Annotated in this window: 20 protein-coding genes and 1 pseudogene; 20 read left to right on the plus strand and 1 reads right to left on the minus strand. The window is 41.0% G+C overall.

The annotated features are described in order from the left end of the window. Positions 1-116: 116 nt before the first annotated feature. The 19 genes and pseudogenes from HT719_RS07410 to HT719_RS11650 form a co-directional block, all read left to right on the plus strand. Positions 117-1,904 (plus strand): beta-galactosidase, encoded by a 1,788-nt coding sequence (locus HT719_RS07410; RefSeq protein WP_016398676.1) that lies wholly within the window; start codon positions 117-119, stop codon positions 1,902-1,904. Continuing rightward, positions 1,901-2,377, plus strand: coding sequence for a PTS system mannose/fructose/N-acetylgalactosamine-transporter subunit IIB (locus tag HT719_RS07415; protein WP_000156967.1), 477 nt, complete (start codon positions 1,901-1,903; stop codon positions 2,375-2,377). Before HT719_RS07410 ends, HT719_RS07415 begins: the two co-directional genes overlap by 4 nt. A 27-nt stretch (positions 2,378-2,404) precedes the next feature. Beyond that, positions 2,405-3,310, plus strand: coding sequence for a PTS mannose/fructose/sorbose/N-acetylgalactosamine transporter subunit IIC (locus HT719_RS07420; protein WP_000617000.1), 906 nt, complete (start codon positions 2,405-2,407; stop codon positions 3,308-3,310). Continuing rightward, positions 3,297-4,112, plus strand: a complete 816-nt coding sequence (locus tag HT719_RS07425; RefSeq protein ID WP_172928728.1) for a PTS system mannose/fructose/sorbose family transporter subunit IID — start codon at positions 3,297-3,299, stop codon at positions 4,110-4,112. The genes HT719_RS07420 and HT719_RS07425 overlap by 14 nt, the downstream gene beginning before the upstream one ends. 6 nt (positions 4,113-4,118) lie before the next feature. After that, positions 4,119-4,523 (plus strand): PTS sugar transporter subunit IIA, encoded by a 405-nt coding sequence (locus HT719_RS07430; protein ID WP_172928730.1) that lies wholly within the window; start codon positions 4,119-4,121, stop codon positions 4,521-4,523. Between the two features lie 267 nt (positions 4,524-4,790). After that, positions 4,791-5,957: an SIS domain-containing protein gene (locus HT719_RS07435; protein WP_172928731.1), complete on the plus strand. Its 1,167-nt coding sequence runs from the start codon at positions 4,791-4,793 to the stop codon at positions 5,955-5,957. Between the two features lie 116 nt (positions 5,958-6,073). Continuing rightward, on the plus strand, positions 6,074-7,111 hold the full coding sequence (locus tag HT719_RS07440; protein ID WP_172928733.1) for an aldose epimerase family protein: 1,038 nt from the start codon (positions 6,074-6,076) through the stop codon (positions 7,109-7,111). 200 nt (positions 7,112-7,311) lie between these two features. Beyond that, positions 7,312-8,166, plus strand: a complete 855-nt coding sequence (locus HT719_RS07445; RefSeq protein ID WP_172928735.1) for a VOC family protein — start codon at positions 7,312-7,314, stop codon at positions 8,164-8,166. Between the two features lie 140 nt (positions 8,167-8,306). Then, positions 8,307-9,071, plus strand: a complete 765-nt coding sequence (locus HT719_RS07450) for a nucleoside phosphorylase (RefSeq protein ID WP_172928737.1) — start codon at positions 8,307-8,309, stop codon at positions 9,069-9,071. Positions 9,072-9,284: 213 nt separating this feature from the next. Beyond that, entirely contained in the window at positions 9,285-10,664 is a 1,380-nt protein-coding gene (locus tag HT719_RS07455) for a TrkH family potassium uptake protein (RefSeq protein WP_138702530.1), read from the plus strand. A gap of 13 nt (positions 10,665-10,677) precedes the next feature. Continuing rightward, on the plus strand, positions 10,678-11,343 hold the full coding sequence (locus tag HT719_RS07460) for a TrkA family potassium uptake protein (protein ID WP_001283900.1): 666 nt from the start codon (positions 10,678-10,680) through the stop codon (positions 11,341-11,343). Positions 11,344-11,620: 277 nt separating this feature from the next. Then, entirely contained in the window at positions 11,621-12,637 is a 1,017-nt protein-coding gene (locus tag HT719_RS07465; protein ID WP_023935431.1) for a glycosyltransferase family 2 protein, read from the plus strand. 115 nt (positions 12,638-12,752) lie between these two features. Beyond that, the gene (locus HT719_RS07470) at positions 12,753-14,996 is read left to right on the plus strand and encodes a PavB family fibronectin-binding SSURE repeat adhesin (protein ID WP_172928739.1); all 2,244 of its coding nucleotides are present in this window, start codon (positions 12,753-12,755) and stop codon (positions 14,994-14,996) included. A gap of 166 nt (positions 14,997-15,162) precedes the next feature. Then, positions 15,163-15,861, plus strand: coding sequence for a response regulator transcription factor (locus HT719_RS07475; protein WP_000520643.1), 699 nt, complete (start codon positions 15,163-15,165; stop codon positions 15,859-15,861). Further along, positions 15,858-16,910 (plus strand): HAMP domain-containing sensor histidine kinase, encoded by a 1,053-nt coding sequence (locus HT719_RS07480; RefSeq protein ID WP_101514402.1) that lies wholly within the window; start codon positions 15,858-15,860, stop codon positions 16,908-16,910. The genes HT719_RS07475 and HT719_RS07480 overlap by 4 nt, the downstream gene beginning before the upstream one ends. A 194-nt stretch (positions 16,911-17,104) precedes the next feature. Continuing rightward, on the plus strand, positions 17,105-17,716 hold the full coding sequence (rpsD, locus tag HT719_RS07485) for a 30S ribosomal protein S4 (protein ID WP_000092760.1): 612 nt from the start codon (positions 17,105-17,107) through the stop codon (positions 17,714-17,716). Positions 17,717-17,878: 162 nt separating this feature from the next. Beyond that, positions 17,879-18,166 carry a type II toxin-antitoxin system RelB/DinJ family antitoxin gene (locus HT719_RS07490; protein WP_023939238.1) on the plus strand — a complete coding sequence of 96 codons (288 nt, stop codon included), beginning with the start codon at positions 17,879-17,881 and terminating at the stop codon, positions 18,164-18,166. Next, positions 18,156-18,503 carry a type II toxin-antitoxin system RelE/ParE family toxin gene (locus tag HT719_RS07495; protein ID WP_000395510.1) on the plus strand — a complete coding sequence of 116 codons (348 nt, stop codon included), beginning with the start codon at positions 18,156-18,158 and terminating at the stop codon, positions 18,501-18,503. The genes HT719_RS07490 and HT719_RS07495 overlap by 11 nt, the downstream gene beginning before the upstream one ends. Positions 18,504-18,591: 88 nt before the next feature. Then, positions 18,592-18,803, plus strand: a pseudogene (locus tag HT719_RS11650) (IS3 family transposase); the annotation flags it as partial. Between the two features lie 124 nt (positions 18,804-18,927). Here HT719_RS11650 and HT719_RS07500 read toward each other — a convergent pair. Then, positions 18,928-19,782: an Rgg/GadR/MutR family transcriptional regulator gene (locus tag HT719_RS07500; RefSeq protein ID WP_000427006.1), complete on the minus strand. Its 855-nt coding sequence runs from the start codon at positions 19,780-19,782 to the stop codon at positions 18,928-18,930. Positions 19,783-19,873: 91 nt separating this feature from the next. On the opposite strand from HT719_RS07500, the gene HT719_RS07505 reads away from it, so the two are divergent. Continuing rightward, on the plus strand, positions 19,874-21,112 hold the full coding sequence (locus tag HT719_RS07505) for a caspase family protein (protein WP_172928740.1): 1,239 nt from the start codon (positions 19,874-19,876) through the stop codon (positions 21,110-21,112). Positions 21,113-21,116: the final 4 nt, after the last annotated feature.

The raw sequence follows: 21,116 nt of genomic DNA on the forward strand, positions 1-21,116 counted from the left end.
ATAGTAAAAATGCAGTAAATATCCCGACAATTTCTATTGACAATTCAAACAGATTGGTTTATAATTAATATAACAACAAATGAAAGCGCAAACTTTCGCGGTCGGAAGGTAGTTTTATGACACGATTTGAGATACGAGATGATTTCTATCTCGATGGAAAATCATTTAAGATTTTATCTGGTGCCATTCATTATTTTAGGGTTCCTCCAGAGGATTGGTATCATTCGCTCTATAACTTGAAGGCTCTTGGTTTTAATACGGTAGAGACTTATGTTGCTTGGAATTTACACGAGCCTCGTGAAGGTGAGTTTCATTTTGAAGGTGATCTGGATTTAGAGAAATTTCTCCAAATAGCGCAGGATTTGGGTCTCTACGCAATTGTGCGTCCGTCTCCATTTATCTGTGCGGAATGGGAATTCGGTGGCTTACCAGCTTCGCTCTTGACCAAGAACATGCGAATTCGCTCATCCGACCCAGCATATATCGAGGCAGTTGGTCGCTACTATGATCAGTTATTGCCAAGACTGGTGCCTCGTTTGTTGGACAATGGTGGCAATATTCTCATGATGCAGGTTGAAAATGAGTATGGTTCTTACGGAGAAGATAAGGCTTACCTGAGAGCGATTCGACAGTTGATGGAAGAGCGTGGCGTAACCTGTCCACTCTTTACATCAGATGGTCCATGGAGAGCAACTCTGAAAGCTGGAACCTTAATAGAAGATGATCTCTTTGTAACAGGGAACTTTGGTTCTAAGGCACCTTACAACTTTTCACAGATGCAGGAATTCTTTGATGAACATGGGAAGAAATGGCCACTCATGTGTATGGAGTTCTGGGATGGTTGGTTTAATCGCTGGAAAGAACCGATTATCACACGGGATCCTAAGGAATTGGCAGATGCAGTTCGAGAGGTTTTGGAACAAGGCTCTATCAATCTTTACATGTTCCACGGTGGTACAAACTTTGGTTTCATGAATGGTTGCTCAGCTCGAGGAACTTTGGACCTGCCACAAGTTACGTCTTATGATTACGATGCCCTTCTGGATGAAGAAGGAAATCCAACTGCTAAATATCTTGCAGTCAAGAAGATGATGGCAACACATTTTTCAGAGTATCCGCAGTTGGAACCACTCTACAAAGAGAGTATGGAGTTGGATGCTATTCCACTAGTTGAAAAAGTTTCTTTGTTTGAAACCTTAGATAGCTTGTCAAGTCCTGTAGAAAGTCTCTATCCTCAAAAGATGGAGGAGCTGGGACAAAGTTATGGCTACCTACTTTATCGAACAGAAACAAACTGGGATGCAGAAGAAGAAAGACTTCGTATCATTGATGGTCGAGATAGGGCTCAGCTGTATGTCGATGGTCAGTGGGTTAAAACTCAATATCAGACAGAGATTGGGGAAGATATTTTTTATCAAGGTAAAAAGAAAGGGCTATCTAGGTTAGATATCTTGATAGAAAATATGGGGCGTGTCAACTATGGGCATAAGTTCTTAGCGGATACGCAACGTAAGGGAATTCGGACAGGGGTCTGTAAGGATCTGCATTTCTTACTAAACTGGAAACACTATCCACTCCCACTAGACAATCCTGAGAAAATTGATTTTTCAAAAGGATGGACTCAAGGACAACCAGCCTTTTACGCTTATGACTTTACAGTCGAAGAGCCAAAAGATACTTACCTAGACTTGTCTGAGTTTGGTAAGGGAGTTGCCTTTGTCAATGGGCAGAATCTAGGACGTTTTTGGAACGTTGGCCCAACTCTCTCACTTTATATCCCTCATTGCTATCTCAAGGAAGGTGCCAACCGCATCATTATCTTTGAAACAGAAGGTCAATATAAAGAAGAGATTCATTTAACTCGTAAACCTACACTAAAACATATAAAGGGGGAAAACTTATGACAATTGTAGGATGCCGTATTGATGGACGTTTGATCCACGGACAAGTAGCCAATCTTTGGGCTGGAAAACTAAATGTTTCACGCATTATGGTTGTAGACGACGAAGTTGTCAACAACGATATTGAAAAGAGTGGTTTGAAACTTGCGACACCACCAGGTGTGAAATTGAGTATTTTGCCAGTTGAGAAAGCTGCAGCCAATATTCTTGCTGGCAAATACGATAGCCAACGTCTCTTTATCGTGGCTCGTAAACCGGACCGCTTCCTTGGTTTGGTAGAAGCAGGTGTACCACTTGAAACTCTTAATGTTGGGAATATGTCTCAAACACCAGAAACTCGTTCTATTACACGTTCTATCAACGTAGTAGACAAGGATGTGGAAGACTTCCACAAACTGGCAGAAAAAGGTGTTAAACTTACTGCTCAGATGGTTCCAAATGATCCAATTTCAGACTTTTTGAGCTTATTAAAATAGGAAAAAAATTTTTAGGAGGTCATTGTTATGATACAATGGTGGCAAATTTTACTTCTCACTTTGTACTCAGCTTATCAAATCTGTGATGAGTTGACGATCGTTTCATCTGCAGGTTCCCCTGTATTTGCTGGTTTCATTACTGGTTTAATCATGGGAGATGTGACTACTGGTTTACTTATCGGTGGTAACTTGCAACTGTTCGTTCTTGGGGTTGGTACCTTCGGTGGTGCTTCTCGTATCGACGCAACTTCTGGTGCGGTTCTTGCGACAGCCTTCTCTGTTTCACAAGGAATTGATGCACCGCTTGCAATTACTACAATCGCTGTACCAGTAGCAGCTCTCTTGACTTACTTCGACGTTCTTGGTCGTATGACTACTACCTTCTTCGCTCACCGTGTGGATGCTGCAATCGAACGCTTTGACTATAAAGGTATTGAACGCAACTACTTGCTTGGTGCGATTCCGTGGGCTCTATCTCGTGCCCTTCCAGTCTTCTTTGCCCTTGCTTTTGGTGGTGCCTTTGTACAATCAGTAGTAGACTTCGTTGAAGCCTACAAATGGGTTGCAGATGGCTTGACACTCGCAGGACGTATGCTTCCAGGTCTTGGATTTGCAATCTTGCTTCGTTACCTTCCAGTTAAACGTAACCTTCACTACCTTGCTATGGGATTTGGTTTGACAGCTATGTTGACTGTTCTTTACTCATATGTAACAGGTCTTGGTGGCGCTGTTGCTGGTATCGTAGGTACTCTTCCTGCTGAAGTTGCTGAAAAAATTGGTTTCGTGAACAACTTCAAAGGTTTGTCTATGATTGGTATTTCTATCGTAGGTATTTTCCTTGCAGTGCTTCACTTCAAAAATAGCCAAAAAGTAGTTGTAGCAGCACCTTCTACACCATCAGAAAGTGGGGAAATCGAAGATGACGAATTCTAATTACAAACTTACAAAAGAAGATTTTAATCAAATCAACAAACGTAGCTTGTTTACTTTCCAATTAGGTTGGAACTACGAACGTATGCAAGCTTCTGGTTACCTTTACATGATCTTGCCTCAGTTGCGTAAAATGTATGGTGATGGAACTCCTGAATTGAAAGAAATGATGAAAGTTCATACTCAATTCTTCAATACTTCGCCATTCTTCCATACCATTATCGCTGGTTTTGACCTTGCCATGGAAGAAAAAGATGGTGTGGGTTCAAAAGACGCTGTTAACGGTATCAAGACAGGTTTGATGGGACCATTCGCTCCTCTTGGGGATACAATCTTTGGTTCACTTGTACCTGCTATCATGGGGTCAGTCGCAGCAACTATGGCTATCGCTGGTCAACCTTGGGGGATCTTCCTTTGGATTGCAGTTGCAGTAGCGTATGACATCTTCCGTTGGAAACAGTTGGAATTTGCCTACAAAGAAGGGGTTAACCTTATCAACAACATGCAAAGTACTTTGACAGCTTTGATTGACGCTGCATCTGTACTTGGTGTCTTCATGATGGGTGCTCTTGTAGCAACAGTAATTAACTTTGAAATTTCTTACAAATGGGCAATCGGTGAGAAGATGATTGACTTCCAAGACATCTTGAACCAAATCTTCCCACGCTTGCTTCCAGCAATCTTTACTGCCTTTATCTTCTGGTTGCTTGGTAAGAAAGGTATGAACTCTACTAAAGCTATCGGTATTATTATCGTACTTGCTTTGGCTCTTTCTGCCTTTGGTAAATTTGTACTTGGAATGTAATTCCTTATGACCAAATCATTAATTTTGGTGAGCCATGGTCGCGTCTGTGAGGAGCTTAAAGGTAGCACAGAAATGATTATGGGCCCACAAGACAACATTTACACAGTAGCTCTTCTTCCAGAAGATGGCCCAGAAGACTTTACTGCAAAATTTGAAGCAGCTATTGAAGGGTTGGATGATTTCCTAGTCTTTGCGGATCTTCTCGGTGGAACACCATGCAACGTGGTCAGCCGTTTGATCATGGAAGGTCGTGACATCGAACTTTATGCAGGGATGAATCTTCCAATGGTGATTGAATTTATCAATGCGAGCCTAACAGGCGCAGATGCGGACTATAAGATCCGTGCTGCAGAAAGCATTGTGAAAGTTAATGACCTGTTAGCGGACTTTGATGATGACGAAGATGAATAATACTCTTCGAAAATCTCTTTAAACTACGTCAACGTCGCCTTACCGTAGGTATATGTTACTGACTTCGTCAATCTTATCCGGCAACCTCAAAACGGTGTTTTGAGCTGACTTCGTCAGTCTNNCCTGCGGCTAGTTTCCTACAGATTTTAGTTGGAGCTTAATTCAATTCATGTGACAACGTGAACATCGTCAGAACAACTTATATAGAATATACATGGGAATGGGGCTTACTCCCATTCCCATCTTTAATAGAAAAAGAGGAACTCAATGCTACATTATACAAAAGAAGACTTGCTCGAATTGGGTGCAGAAATCACGACTCGTGAAATCTACCAACAGCCTGATGTATGGAAAGAAGCTTTTGAATCTTATCAAGCAAAACGTGAAGAAATTGCAGCCTTCCTACAAGGAATTGCGGATAAACATGACTATATCAAGGTTATCTTGACAGGTGCTGGGACTTCTGCTTATGTGGGAGATACCTTGGTGCCTTACTTTAAGGAAGTCTATGACGAACGCAAATGGAATTTCAATGCTATTGCGACAACTGATATCGTTGCCAATCCAGCAACCTATTTGAAAAAAGATGTGGCGACTGTCCTTGTGTCTTTTGCTCGTAGTGGGAACTCGCCTGAAAGTGTGGCGACTGTTGATTTGGCCAAAGCCTTGGTGGATGAGCTTTACCAAGTGACGATTACTTGTGCAGCAGATGGTAAATTGGCTCTTCAAGCTCATGGAGATGACCGCAATCTCTTGCTCTTGCAACCAGCTGCTTCTAATGACGCTGGCTTTGCCATGACTTCTAGCTTTACGTCTATGATGTTGACAGCTCTCTTGGTCTTTGATCCTACAGAATTTGCTGTGAAAGCTGAACGTTTTGAAGTTGTATCTAGTCTTGCCCGTAAAATCCTAGACAATGCAGAAGATGTCAAAGAGCTTGTTGACCTAGACTTTAACCGTGTCATCTATCTAGGTGCTGGTCCTTTCTTCGGCCTTGCTCATGAAGCTCAGCTCAAGATTTTGGAATTGACAGCTGGCCAAGTTGCGACCATGTATGAAAGCCCAGTCGGCTTCCGTCACGGTCCAAAATCACTGATCAATGAAGATACAGTTGTTTTGGTCTTTGGTACAACGACAGACTACACTCGCAAGTATGACTTGGACTTGGTTCGTGAAGTTGCGGGTGATCAGATTGCTCGTCGTGTTGTGCTTTTGAGTGATCAAGCCTTTGGCCTTGAAAATGTCAAAGAAGTGGCCCTTGGTTGTGGCGGTGTCTTGAATGATATTTACCGTGTCTTCCCTTACATCGTTTATGCCCAACTCTTTGCCCTATTGACTTCACTCAAGGTAGAAAACAAACCAGATACACCGTCTCCTACAGGTACAGTAAACCGTGTGGTACAAGGTGTTATCATCCACGAATATCAAAAGTAAGACAGTGTTTATGAATTCTTGATAAAGGAGTTTGTAAATCATACAAGTAAACCATAGATTGTCAGTAGGCTTTCTATGGTTTGTTTGCTTGAGAGAAATAGTAAAAGGAGAACAGAATGAAAGCATACACAGAGCGTGTATTTGGAAATGTTGAGGGCAAGGATGTCTTGGCCTATCGCTTTGAGACGGACGGTGGCTACCAGCTTGATGTTATGACTTATGGTGCGACCATCTTGCGCTATGTCACACCTGATAAGGCTGGAAATTTTGCCAATGTTATCTTGGGATTTAATAATTTTGAAAGCTATATGGGAAATAGTCCCAAGCATGGAGCTAGCGTAGGTCCTGTGGCAGGTCGTATTGCAGGTGCGAGTTTTGAATTAAATGGCAAAACCTATGAACTTGAAGTCAACAATGCTAGCAACTGTAACCATAGTGGTTCAACTGGTTGGGATTCTAGCTTGTTTGAATTGGTTGAAGTAAGCGACCATGGCTTGACCCTCTACACAGAGCGTACAGATGGGACAGGGGGATTTCCTGGAAATCTCAAGATTTGGATTAGTTATCACTTGGAAGAAACTGGTGCCTATGAAATCAGCTACAAGGTAACGACCGATCAGGATACGCTGGTCAATCCAACCAACCACAGCTATTTCAACTTGTCTGGTGATTTCACGCAGACGATTGACCGTCATGTCTTCCAACTAAATACAGAGGGCATTTACCCAATTGCTCCCGACGGTGTTCCTGCCAAAACTCCAGAAGCCAACCGTGATGTGGTCAAACACATCTACAATGGTGCCTTGTTGAAAGATATCTTTGCAGAAGAAGATGAGCAAATCCAGTTGGTATCTGGCTTAGATCATCCATTTGCCCTTCCTGCAGGTCATGACAATGCTGGATTCCTTTATGACCAAAACTCAGGTCGCTTTCTACTTTTCAAGACAGAGGCCCCTTGCTTTGTAGTCTACACAGCAAACTTTGTGGATGAGAGTGTACTTGTGGCTGGTCAGCCAATGGTGCAGCACAATGGGATTGCCCTTGAAGCGCAAGCTTTACCAGATGCCATTCACAGCGACCTCAAAGACCAAGTCATTCTTAAAGCTGGTCAAACCTTCACCAGTAAGACACGTTATGAACTTGTTGTGAAATAAAAAAGCTGGTCAAAAAGTCTTTAAAATTAAAATAACGCATATTGTCAGGTGATGAAAAGTTTGATAATATGCGTTTTATTATGAAATGATTTACTTTATATTATCCTGAAATGGTGTTATTTTTGAGTTATCTGGCTTGACTTTCTTGATGGAAATTATACAATAATTGTAATAATTACAACGAGAAAAGAGGACCATTTATGACCTATGAATACAAGAGTCACATTTATTTGGCAGAGACAGTTTTAAATGTAAAGGATTTGGCCAGTCAAACAGCCTTTTATCAGCAAGTTATTGGTTTAGAAATCTTATCTCAAACTGAGACAGAGTCCATTCTAGGCCTTGGTGGAAAAGTCTTGGTACAGCTGATTCAAGCACAAGAGAGCGGAGAAGTGAGGGAACATTATGGTCTTTACCATTTGGCCATTCTCTTGCCCACACGCAAGGCTTTGGCTGATGTCTTGAAACACCTGACAGATTTACAGATTCCTCTTGTCGGCGGTGCAGACCATGGTTACAGTGAAGCTATTTACTTGGAAGATTTGGAGGGAAATGGCATTGAACTCTATCGAGATAAGCCAGTTTCCACATGGGATATTCGAGAAGATGGATGCATTATCGGAGTGACGGAGGCTCTTGCGGCGCAGGACATTTATGAGTTGGGGGAAAGAGTAGAGCCCTTTATCTTGACAGAAGGTACGAGAATGGGGCATATTCATCTTTCCGTCAAGGATAGTCGAAAGTCCAGCCAGTTTTATCAAAAGGTGTTAGGGCTAGAGGATAAATTCAGTGTGCCTAGCGCTAGTTGGATTGCGGCTGGAGATTACCATCATCATTTAGCAGTTAACGAATGGGGAGGAAAAGGTCTGGATTCGCGTAAGCAAGGCTTACCAGGTTTAGCCTACTATGTCATCGAAGTCGCACATAAAGAAGAACTGTTAACGATTGCCCAACGAGCACAAGAAGTTGACGCACCAATCAAATGTATGACATCGAGCCAATTGGAAATCACAGACTCAGATGGAATTGTGACTCGTATTTGCTTAGCTCGATAGACAGGATGTGATGAAAATCAGAGCATCAATTGTAGAAAGTGGTTTTTATTCTAGTATTAGCTTTTCCTCAGTTCATCAGCTTCCTCCTTGACACTTTGTCAGTTTTTGATACAATAGTACAAAATTAGAGGAGGTAGGTTATGATTCAGAAACATGCGATTCCCATTTTAGAGTTTGATGACAATTCTCAGGCGGTTATCATGCCCAATCACGAGGGGCTGGACTTGCACCTGCCCAAGAAGTGTGTTTATGCCTTTTTAGGTGAGGAGATTGACCGCTATGCGAGGGAAGTAGGGGCCAACTGTGTCGGTGAATTTGTTTCTGCCACCAAGACCTATCCAGTTTATGTCATGAGCTACAAGGGCGAGGAGATTTGTCTGGCTCAGGCTCCTGTTGGTTCAGCTCCAGCAGCCCAGTTTATGGATTGGTTGATTGGCTATGGTGTGGAGCAGATTATTTCCACAGGTACCTGTGGTGTGCTAGCCGATATAGAGGAAAATGCCTTTCTAGTCCCTGTTCGTGCTCTACGAGATGAAGGAGCTAGTTATCACTATGTGGGACCTTCCCGTTATATGGAAATTCAGCCAGAGGCTATTGCTGCCATTGAGCAAGTTTTGGAAGTCAGAGGGATTCCCTATGAAGAAGTCATGACCTGGACGACAGACGGTTTTTACCGAGAAACGGCTGAAAAGGTGGCTTATCGTAAGGCAGAGGGCTGTGCTGTTGTGGAGATGGAGTGTTCTGCGCTTGTGGCAGTAGCCCAACTGCGTGGGGTTCTCTGGGGAGAATTGTTGTTCACAGCTGATTCCTTAGCAGACTTGGACCAGTACGATAGTCGTGACTGGGGATCGGAAGCTTTTGAGAAGGCGTTAGAACTGAGTTTAGCAAGTGTTGTGCAACTTTAGTCGCTTTTCTCGGCAGTTTCTTATCTTAGTGAAGGAGAACTTTAAAAGCTTGATTGCTGATTATTTTTTGCCGAATAAAATAGGAAGTCGGTAGTTTTTAGACGTTTCTAGAAATGGACGAGTTTGGATAACCTCTTTTTTAGGATAAGCGTACGCGATGTTTTGTCCATTCCTATTTGAGATATTTCTTCTGTTTTATGGTACAATGGAAACATGTTATTCAAATTATCTAAGGAAAAAATAGAGCTAGGCTTATCTCGTTTATCGCCAGCCCGTCGTATTTTTTTGAGTTTTGCCTTGGTCATTTTACTAGGCTCTCTTCTTTTGAGCTTGCCCTTTGTCCAAGTTGAAAGCTCACGAGCGACTTATTTTGATCATCTTTTCACTGCTGTCTCTGCAGTCTGTGTGACAGGTCTCTCAACCCTTCCAGTAGCTCACACCTATAATATCTGGGGTCAAATAATCTGTTTGCTCTTGATTCAGATCGGTGGTCTAGGGCTCATGACCTTTATTGGGGTTTTCTATATCCAGAGCAAGCAAAAGCTTAGTCTTCGTAGCCGTGCAACTATTCAGGATAGTTTTAGTTATGGAGAAACTCGATCTTTGAGAAAGTTTGTCCATTCTATTTTTCTCACGACCTTTTTGGTTGAGAGCTTGGGAGCTCTATTCCTCAGTTTTCGCCTTATTCCTCAACTTGGCTGGGGACGTGGTCTTTTTAGTTCCATTTTTCTAGCTATATCCGCCTTCTGTAATGCCGGTTTTGATAATTTAGGGAGCACCAGTTTATTTGCTTTTCAGACCGATTTACTGGTCAATCTGGTGATTGCAGGCTTGATTATTACAGGCGGCCTTGGTTTTATGGTCTGGTTTGATTTGGCTGGTCATGTAGGAAGAAAGAAAAAAGGACGTCTGCACTTTCATACGAAGCTTGTACTATTGTTGACTATAGGTTTGTTGTTATTTGGAACGGCAACTACTCTCTTTCTTGAGTGGAACAATGCTGGAACGATTGGCAATCTCCCTGTTGCCGATAAGGTTTTAGTTAGCTTTTTTCAAACAGTGACGATGCGAACAGCTGGCTTTTCTACGATAGATTATACTCAGGCTCATCCTGTGACTCTTTTAATTTATATCTTACAGATGTTTCTAGGTGGGGCACCTGGGGGAACGGCTGGGGGGCTCAAGATTACGACATTTTTTGTCCTCTTGGTCTTTGCGCGAAGTGAGCTTTTGGGCTTGCCTCATGCCAATGTTGCGAGACGAACGATTGCGCCGCGAACGGTTCAAAAATCCTTTAGTGTCTTTATTATCTTTTTGATGAGCTTCTTGGTAGGATTGATCCTGCTAGGGATGACAGCCAAAGGCAATCCTCCCTTTATCCACCTCATATTTGAAACCATTTCAGCTCTTAGTACAGTTGGTGTAACGGCAAATCTGACTTCTGATCTTGGGAAATTGGCTCTCAGTGTTATCATGCCACTTATGTTTATGGGACGAATTGGTCCCTTGACCTTGTTTGTTAGCTTGGCAGATTACCATCCAGAAAAGAAAGATATGATTCACTATATGAAAGCAGATATTAGTATTGGTTAAGAAAGGAAAGAGAATGTCAGATCGTACGATTGGAATTTTAGGATTGGGAATTTTTGGGAGCAGTGTCCTAGCTGCCCTAGCCAAGCAGGATATGAATATTATCGCTATTGATGACCACGCAGAGCGCATCAATCAGTTTGAGCCAGTTTTGGCGCGTGGAGTGATTGGTGACATCACAGATGAAGAATTATTGAGATCAGCAGGGATTGATACCTGCGATACCGTTGTCGTCGCGACAGGTGGAAATCTGGAGTCGAGTGTGCTTGCGGTTATGCACTGTAAGAGTTTGGGGGTACCGACTGTTATTGCTAAGGTCAAAAGTCAGACTGCTAAGAAAGTGCTAGAAAAGATTGGAGCTGACTCGGTTGTCTCGCCAGAGTATGAAATGGGGCAGTCTCTAGCACATACCATTCTTTTCCATAATAGTGTTGGTGTCTTTCAGTTGGATAAAAATGTCTCTATTGTGGAGATGAAAATTCCTCAGTCTTGGGCAGGTCAAAGTCTGAGTAAATTAGACCTCCGTGACAAATATAATCTGAATATTTTGGGCTTCCGAGAGCAGGAAAATTCCCCATTGGATGTTGAATTTGGACCAGATGACCTCTTGAAGGCAGATACCTATATTTTGGCGGTCATCAACAACCAGTATTTGGATACCCTAGCAGCATTGAATTTGTAAAAGAGGGAGCTTCCCTCTTTTTTGATGCTTAAGATGGTAAATAGAGACAGAAGCCTTGTATTCTAGTAAAAGTTCTTCAAAGGCTGGACTTTATGGTAGAATAGAAAGCAGTGACAAGAGAGAGTAATACTCTTCGAAAGTCAAATTTAAACCACGTCAACGTCACCTTGCCGTAGGTATAGGTAACTGACTTCGTTAGTTCTATCTGCAACCTCANNAGTTTGCTCTTTGATTTTCGAAGAGTATAAGAAAAATCAGTCCCCTAAAGGAGTAGATTATGAAGTTATTGTCTATCGCCATTCCTAGCTATAATGCTGCAGCCTATCTTCATTACTGTGTGGAGTCGCTAGTGATTGGTGGTGAGCAAGTTGAGATCTTGATTATCAATGATGGGTCTCAGGACCAGACTCAGGAAATCGCTGAGCGTTTAGCCGACAAGTATCCTAACATCGTTAGAGCCATTTATCAGGAAAATAAGGGCCATGGCGGTGCGGTCAATCGTGGCTTGGTAGAGGCTTCTGGGCGCTATTTTAAAGTAGTTGACAGTGATGACTGGGTGGATCCTCGTGCCTACTTGAAAACTCTTGAAACCTTGCAGGAACTTGAGAGTAAGGGTCAAGAGGTTGACGCCTTTGTAACTAATTTTGTTTACGAAAAGGAAGGTCAGTCTCGTAAGAAGAGTATGTGCTACGAGTCAGTCTTGCCTGTTCGGCAGATTTTTGGCTGGGACCAGGTCGGAAATTTCTCCAAAGGCCAGTATATCATGATGCACTCGCTGATTTATCGGACAGATTTGTTGCGTGCTAGCCAGTTCCAACTGCCTGAGCATACTTTTTATGTCGATAATCTCTTTGTCTTTACCCCTCTTCAGCAGGTCAAGACCATGTACTATCTGCCTGTCGATTTCTATCGTTATTTGATTGGGCGTGAGGACCAGTCTGTCAATGAGCAAGTGATGATTAAGCGCATTGACCAGCAACTTAAAGTCAATCGACTCTTGGTAGACCAGCTTGATTTATCCCAAGTGAGCCACCCCAAAATGCGAGAATATCTGCTGAATCATATCGAGATTACGACGGTGATTTCCAGTGCCCTGCTCAATCGAGCAGGTACAGCAGAGCATTTGGCAAAAAAACGGGAGCTGTGGACCTATATTCAGCAGGAAAATCCAGAGGTTTTTCAGGCTATCCGTAAGACCATGCTTAGCCGTTTGACCAAACATTCAGTCTTGCCAGCTCGCAAACTGTCCAATGTCGTCTATCAAATCACCAAATCTGTTTATGGATTTAATTGATATAAGTATTTTATAAGAGGGATTTAAGAAAAATTTTAACTTTTTCTTAGTCCTTTTTAATTTTAGGATATTATACTAGAGTCATCAAATAAAGAAAAACTCTAAGGAGAACCCTATGAAATTCAATCCAAATCAAAGATATACTCGTTGGTCTATTCGCCGTCTCAGTGTTGGTGTTGCCTCAGTTGTTGTGGCTAGTGGCTTCTTTGTCCTAGTTGGTCAGCCAAGTTCTGTACGTGCCGATGGGGTCAATCCGACCCCTGCTCAAGTTGTACCTGAAGAGACATCGGGAACGAAAGAGGGTGACTTAGCAGAAACTCAGGGAGATACTGTTCTTGCTCAAGCGAAACCTGAGGTCGTTGCTGGAAATACGAACTCACTTTCTACACCTACAGAAGTAACTGAAGTGAGCGAGGAGACAAGCCCTTCTCGTCTGGATACACTTTTTGAAAAAGGTGAAGAAGCTCAAGAAAATTCAGAGCTAGCAGATGTCTTAAAAGAAGCTGTAGATACAGCTGATGTGGATGGGAAACAAGCAAGTCCAGAAGATATTAAAAAAGCTGTCGATGAGGATGTTAAAGACAGTATCGATGTCCCAGCGGGCTATCTAGAACAAGCCAAAGCTTCCGGTCCTTTCTTGGCTGGTGTAAACAAACCGCTTAAATATGAACTTTTCGCAGGCGATGGTATGTTGACTCGTCTCTTGCTCAAAGCATCTGACAAGGCTCCATGGTCAGATAATGGTAAGGATAAAAATGAAAAAATTCCACCAGTGAAAAATTTACCTGATGGCAAGTATTACTATCAAGTATCTTTGAATGGTAACACTACAGGTAAGCAAGATCAGGATTTATTAGATACACTTCGTACTAATGGTACAAATACCTATGAAGCTACCCTGACTGTCTATGAAGCAGCCGGTGATAAACCAAATTTGAATAAGGTTGTCAAGGAACGTAAAGTCAATATTACCTTGAACGGTCTTGTAACAAGAAGCGATGTCAAATCTGCAGTTAAAAACAACATCAAAGACAGTATCGATGTTCCAGCAGCCTATCTAGAAAAAGCCAAGGGTGACGGTCCATTCACAGCTGGTGTTAACCATGTGATTCCATACGAACTCTTCGCAGGTGATGGCATGTTGACTCGTCTCTTGCTTAAGGCATCTGACAAGGCTCCATGGTCAGATAACGGCGACGCTAAAAACCCAGCCCTATCTCCACTAGGCGAAAACGTGAAGACCAAAGGTCAATACTTCTATCAAGTAGCCTTGGACGGAAACGTGGCTGGCAAAGAAAAACAAGAACTCATCGACCAGTTCCGAGCAAACGGCACTAAAACCTACAGCGCTACAGTCAATGTCTATGGTAACAAAGATGGTAAAGCAGATTTGACAAATGTCGTAGCAACTAAACAAGTCACTATTAACATAAACGGTTTAATTTCTAAAGAAACAGTTCAAAAAGCCGTTGCAGACAACGTTAAAGACAGTATCGATGTTCCAGCAGCCTATCTAGAAAAAGCCAAGGGTGAAGGTCCATTCACAGCAGGTGTCAACCATGTGATTCCATACGAACTATTCGCAGGTGATGGCATGTTGACTCGTCTCTTGCTTAAGGCATCTGACAAGGCTCCATGGTCAGATAATGGCGACGCTAAAAACCCAGCCCTATCTCCACTAGGCGAAAACGTGAAGACCAAAGGTCAATACTTCTATCAAGTAGCCTTGGACGGAAACGTGGCTGGCAAAGGAAAACAAGAACTCATTGACCAGTTCCGAGCAAACGGCACTAAAACCTACAGCGCTACAGTCAATGTCTATGGCAACAAAGATGGTAAAGCAGATTTGACAAATGTCGTAGCAGCTAAAAAAGTTACTATTAAGATAAATGTTAAAGAAACATCAGACACAGCAAATGCTTCATTCTCATCTTCTAACTCTGGTTCTGGCGTGACTCCGATGAATCACAATCCTGCTACAGGTGCGACTCATCAAACAGCTGCTGACCATAAGGACACGATGGCACCAGCCAAAGAGACTGATAAAGCAATGCCAGCAAATGACCAAATGGAAAAATCAGGTATGAAGACTGAGACTCCAGCTCCAAGTACTACAGATAGCATGCCTGCTGACACCATGACAAGCTCTACCAATACGATGGCAGGTGAAAATATGGCTGCTTCTGCTAACAAGATGTCTGATACGATGATGTCAGACAAGATGATGTCAGATGATAAAGCTATGCTACCAAATACTGGTGAAGCTCAAACATCAATGGCAAGTATTGGTTTCCTTGGGCTTGCGCTTGCAGGTTTACTCGGTGGTCTAGGTTTGAAAAACAAAAAAGAAGAAAACTAATCAGCTAAGGAAATAAATGATGGATAGTGGGCTGACTAAGGCTAGTTTACCAACTCAATCAGCAATCAGGACTTTCTTTCAATAGCAGATTAAAATCATCGTAAAACAATAAAAATAGTGTTATACTTAAAGCAGTATAGCACTGTTTTTATCAAAGGAGAGACAGATGGGAAAGACAATTTTACTCGTTGACGACGAGGTAGAAATCACCGATATTCATCAGAGATACTTAATTCAGGCAGGTTATCAGGTCTTGGTAGCCCATGATGGACTGGAAGCGCTAGAGCTGTTCAAGAAAAAACCGATTGATTTGATTATCACAGATGTCATGATGCCTCGGATGGATGGTTATGATTTAATCAGTGAGGTTCAATACTTATCACCAGAGCAGCCTTTCCTATTTATTACTGCTAAGACCAGTGAACAGGACAAGATTTACGGCCTGAGCTTGGGAGCAGATGATTTTATTGCTAAGCCTTTTAGCCCACGTGAGCTGGTTTTGCGTGTCCATAATATTTTGCGCCGCCTTCATCGTGGGGGCGAAACAGAGCTGATTTCCCTTGGCAATCTAAAAATGAATCATAGTAGCCATGAAGTTCAAATAGGAGAAGAAATGCTGGATTTAACTGTTAAATCATTTGAATTGCTGTGGATTTTAGCTAGCAATCCAGAGCGAGTTTTCTCCAAGACAGACCTCTATGAAAAAGTCTGGCAAGAAGACTATGTGGATGACACCAATACCTTGAATGTGCATATCCATGCTCTTCGACAGGAGTTGGCAAAATATAGTAGTGACCAAACGCCCACTATTAAGACAGTTTGGGGGTTGGGATATAAGATAGAGAAACCGAGAGGACAAACATGAAACTAAAAAGTTATATTTTGGTTGGATATATTATTTCAACCCTCTTAACCATTTTGGTTGTTTTTTGGGCTGTTCAAAAAATGCTGATTGCGAAAGGCGAGATTTACTTTTTGCTTGGGATGACCATCGTTGCCAGCCTTGTCGGTGCTGGGATTAGTCTCTTTCTCCTATCGCCGGTCTTTACGTCGTTGGGCAAACTCAAGGAGCATGCCAGGCGGGTAGCGGACAAGGATTTTCCTTCAAATTTGGAGGTTCAAGGCCCTTTAGAATTTCAACAATTAGGCCAAGCTTTTAATGAAATGTCCCATGATTTGCAGGCAAGCTTTGATTCCTTGGAAGAAAGCGAACGAGAAAAGGGCTTGATGATTGCCCAGTTATCGCATGATATTAAGACTCCTATCACTTCGATCCAAGCGACGGTAGAAGGGATTTTGGATGGGGTTATCAAGGAGTCGGAGCAAGCTCATTATCTAGCAACCATTGGGCGTCAGACGGAAAGACTCAATAAACTGGTTGAAGAGTTGAATTTTTTGACTCTAAATACAGCTAGAAATCAGATGGAAACGACCAGCAAAGACAGCATTTTTCTGGATCAGCTCTTGATTGAGTGCATGAGTGAATTTCAGTTTTTGATTGAGCAGGAGAGAAGAGATGTCCACTTGCAGGTAATCCCAGAGTCTGCTCGGACTGAAGGAGATTATGCTAAGCTTTCTCGTATCTTGGTGAATCTGCTCAATAACGCTTTTAAATACTCTGCTCCAGGAACCAAGCTGGAAGTGGTGGCTAAGCTGGAGAAGAACCAGCTTTCAATCAGTGTGACCGATGAGGGGCAGGGCATTGCCCCAGAGGATTTGGAGAATATTTTCAAACGCCTTTATCGTGTCGAAACTTCGCGTAACATGAAAACAGGTGGGCATGGTCTTGGTCTTGCGATTGCGCGTGAATTGGCTCATCAATTGGGTGGGGAAATCACAGTCAGCAGCCAGTACGGTCTAGGAAGTACCTTTACCCTCCTTCTCAATCTCTCTGGTAGTGAAAATAAAGCCTAAAACCCCTTTACAAATCCAGCTATTCATGGTAAAATAGATTTTGTGTGAAATATCAGCAGGAAAGCATGAAGCTCGTCAACAGGTGTCTTATAATAAGTAACCTTGGCTGTTTAGGCGAAGGGCATCTGCACGAATCAGGGCTTTCTAAGTGACTATTTCCACCGAAATATTATTTATATCAGGAGGACATTCACATGTCACGTTATACAGGACCATCTTGGAAACAATCTCGTCGCCTTGGCCTTTCACTTACAGGTACAGGTAAAGAATTGGCACGTCGTAACTACGTACCAGGACAACACGGACCAAACAACCGTTCTAAATTGTCAGAATACGGTTTGCAATTGGCTGAAAAACAAAAACTTCGTTTCACTTACGGTGTAGGTGAAAAACAATTCCGTAACTTGTTCGTACAAGCTACAAAAATCAAAGGCGGAATCCTAGGTTTCAACTTCATGCTTCTTTTGGAACGTCGTTTAGATAACGTTGTTTACCGTCTTGGTCTTGCGACTACTCGTCGTCAAGCTCGTCAGTTCGTAAACCACGGTCACATCCTTGTTGACGGAAAACGCGTTGATATCCCATCATACCGCGTAACTCCAGGTCAAGTGATCTCAGTTCGTGAAAAATCATTGAAAGTTCCGGCAATCCTTGAAGCAGTAGAAGCTACTCTTGGACGTCCAGCATTCGTATCATTCGACGCTGAAAAATTGGAAGGTTCATTGACTCGCTTGCCAGAACGTGACGAAATCAACCCAGAAATCAACGAAGCACTTGTCGTTGAATTCTACAACAAAATGTTGTAATATTTTATTAAATAAGATAGGCTGTAAAGCCTTGAAATTAAGCACTTTGGGGCGTTTTCCCCTAGTGCTTTTTGATTTCTCTTAGTATCCAGCTATAATCGTCTATACGTAACTAGACCTGTATAGTTCAAAGTGATATAATAGTCTAAAGGAGGTGCTACCATGAATGTTTTAGAAAAAAACACACAGGTAAATTTTAAGACTAACAGAGACTTGTTAGAGAAAGCTAAAGCTATTATCACAGCGCAAAATCTTGATATGACAGCCAGTTTTAACTTGTTTTTAGAACATATTGTAGAAAATAAAGCCTTGCCATTTGAAACTCAAGTAGATAAAGAAAGAGAAGAACTTCTATCAGGGTTGCGTGCTGAAATTGCTCGTAGCTTTGAGGATTTAGAACATGGAAGAACTTACAGTCTTGATGAAGTGAGGGCTAACCTTGGAATTTAACGAGAAGGCATATAGCATCATTATCTCCGAAACGGTACAAGAACAGCTAAGAGGTATTAAAGATTATATCTCAGCTAACTACTTTTCAGAACAGGCAGGAGCAAACACAGTTAAGAATGTTCTTTATGGTTTGGAGCGTCTTGAAGTCTTCCCAGAAGCAGGATTTGATGCTGACGAAAGAGTAGGAGGGATTATATACCCACCCCACAAAACTCGATGCATCATTTTAGGAGATTACCTAGCATTCTATCATATTTTAGAGGACAGAAAAGCTGTCTTTGTATCAGATATTATTCATAGCAAACAGGACTACATCCGCTTGTTCAAGAAAAAATAGCGCCTATATATGAACTGCACCCCAAAAGTTAGATTTTTTCTGTCTAACTTTTGGGGTGCAGTTCAATTGGAATGTCCTTATTTTTATTATGGGATTGACAAATGAGGTTAAGGTTCAGATCTATGAACTTAGAAAGCAAGTACAAATCTTTAATCAGCTTTCAAAAAGATTTTGTGTAGATGTTTCGGGCTAAGGTATGTGACAAGATGAATTGATCGTTATGGAATAGAGAGTGTTAAAAATGGGAAGAATCGTTACTATTCCCCTGAATTAAAACAAGAAATAATCAATAAAAGCCTATATAATAACAAATGTATTAAAACTAAGAAAGACTTAGCTCAGTGTAATACAGAACCAAATCTTATAGATAAATTATTTGTCTAATTTTTTAGGAATTATATCTCTAAACAATATCATTTAACAATTAAATTGTTAGATCTAGCTTAAATTTCTGGTTTAATTCATTTATTGTATCACTATCATTATATTCCTTAAATATTCTCATAGCTTTAGAACATTCTTTTTTACCTAACTCTATTTGATTAGTTTTTATAAGATAAATACCTTTTAGGAAGAGTAAATAATTCTTTTCAAAATAATATCCTTGTCTGGTCAGTAAATTTTCTAAATCATCTATAAAAAATTGAGCGTTATTTAACAAATTATTTTTTAATAATAATTCTAAATTAAATAAATATAAAGGAATTACTCTATGTGTTCCCATATTTGTTTTTAAAAAATGTCGTGTTTTCTTGATTACCGCTCTATATAATAAGCTTATGGTTTTAGTGTTCATAAAAAACACCGAATTATAAAAAATTTTCAGTTCATACTCCATCCAAGTATCTACCGAAAGCAAATACTTTATTATCTCATTGCATTTAGATGTATTATAAGGAAGATTTACAAGGCGATTAATCTGTTGTTCAGCAATCAATTTTATGTGAAAATTGCATAAACTTCTTTCCTGCTTTTGTTTTAGCTCTATTTTCTTTATTAGTTCTTGTAACAAAATGATATCTGAAGAGTTTACAGCATGTTCTAATTCTTCAAAAAAGCATTCTTTTTTGGAATAATAGCAATGAACTAATTCTTCAAATTCCGAAAATGATATCCCCAGGCGATTTAACAATATGTAAAAATGATCAATAGATAATTTTGTAATCCCATTTTCGAAACGAGAAATAGTTGACTCACTAATCTTATCACAAGCCAAATCTTTAAGACGAAAATTTTTTGAAATACGGATATCCTTTAAAACTGCTCCAAAATTTTCCATAGTATTCCTCTTCCATTTCTGCAAAAAATAAAACCTGTTTTTTATTTGTGATATGATTATACAAAAATAAAACAGAAAGGACAATATGATTATGAAAAAAATTTTATTGTCATCAGTTGCTTTACTGAGCCTAGTGGCAACACTACCAGTAAATAGTCCAGTTTCTGCTCAAGAATCTATCTCTCCCAAGTCTTATAGTCACTCTAATGGCAGTTGGATTCAATCGAATAGCCGTTGGTGGTATAAACACTCTGACGGTTCTTACACTAAAAACGGGTGGGAAAAGATCAATGAAACCTGGTACTATTTTGATAGTGAAGGTTGGATGAAAACAGGTTGGTTTAATGAATATGGAAATTGGTATTATCTAGATACTAGTGGTGCTATGAAAACAGGATGGTGTTTGATTTCTGGTAGTTGGTACTATTTAAATACTAGCGGTGTCATGCAAACTGGCCTACAGACTATCGAAGGAAAACAATATTATTTGGCTGCCAGCGGTGCTATGCAGACAGGTTGGCACAATATTGGAGATGATACTTATTTCTTTGCTAGTAGTGGAGCAAGACAAACGATTAATCGCCGTGCTTTAGTTCTTGGTGAAACATCAACGAGAGCAGTACCTATCGAAGACGTTAATGCTATGGAAAAGGTTTTTAGCAATCAAAACTTTAGTAACGTTGTTTGTTTCCCTGATAAAACAAAAGCTGAAATTATTGCAAAAATGCAAGAACTGTTTGAATCTTCTAGCGAAAGCGATGTAAATTATCTTTACTTTACTTGTCATGGTGGAGAAGATGGGACGATAGCCATTGGTAGCGATAAAACATCCTTTTCAGGTTGGGAATTGGCATCTATACTGAAACAATATAAAGGTAAGTTTGTGGTTATGCTGGATTGTTGCTATTCAGGAACAATTATAGATGTAGGTAAATCAGATGAAAAGGTTGCCTCCAAGTCTGAAGAAAGATTTGATGAACAAGCATTTTTGGCAGGATTCTCAACAGGAAATCTAGCAAGCAAGAATGGTGAAATGCTTGATTCTAAATTCCTCGTACTATGTGCCTCTTGGAAAGGTGAAAAATCGTATAGTGCAGTCGGAATAGGTAGTCTTGCCACCAGATACTGGGCAATGGGTACAGGTTGGGATTCACTTCAAAAAAGAATGATTTCGCCTATGGCAGACACCAATACTAACGGAAAAATCACTTTAGAGGAACTGTATCAATACTCTTATCCTCTAGTCCTTGAAGCTGCATCAAGCAGTAATAAGGAGCAACATGTATCAGTTTATCCAGAAAACAGTCAATTTGTTTTATTTCAAAAATAAGGAG

Origin of the sequence: Streptococcus sp. k-378 (assembly GCF_013277505.1) — a bacterium.
Classification (GTDB): Bacteria; Bacillota; Bacilli; order Lactobacillales; family Streptococcaceae; genus Streptococcus; species Streptococcus pseudopneumoniae.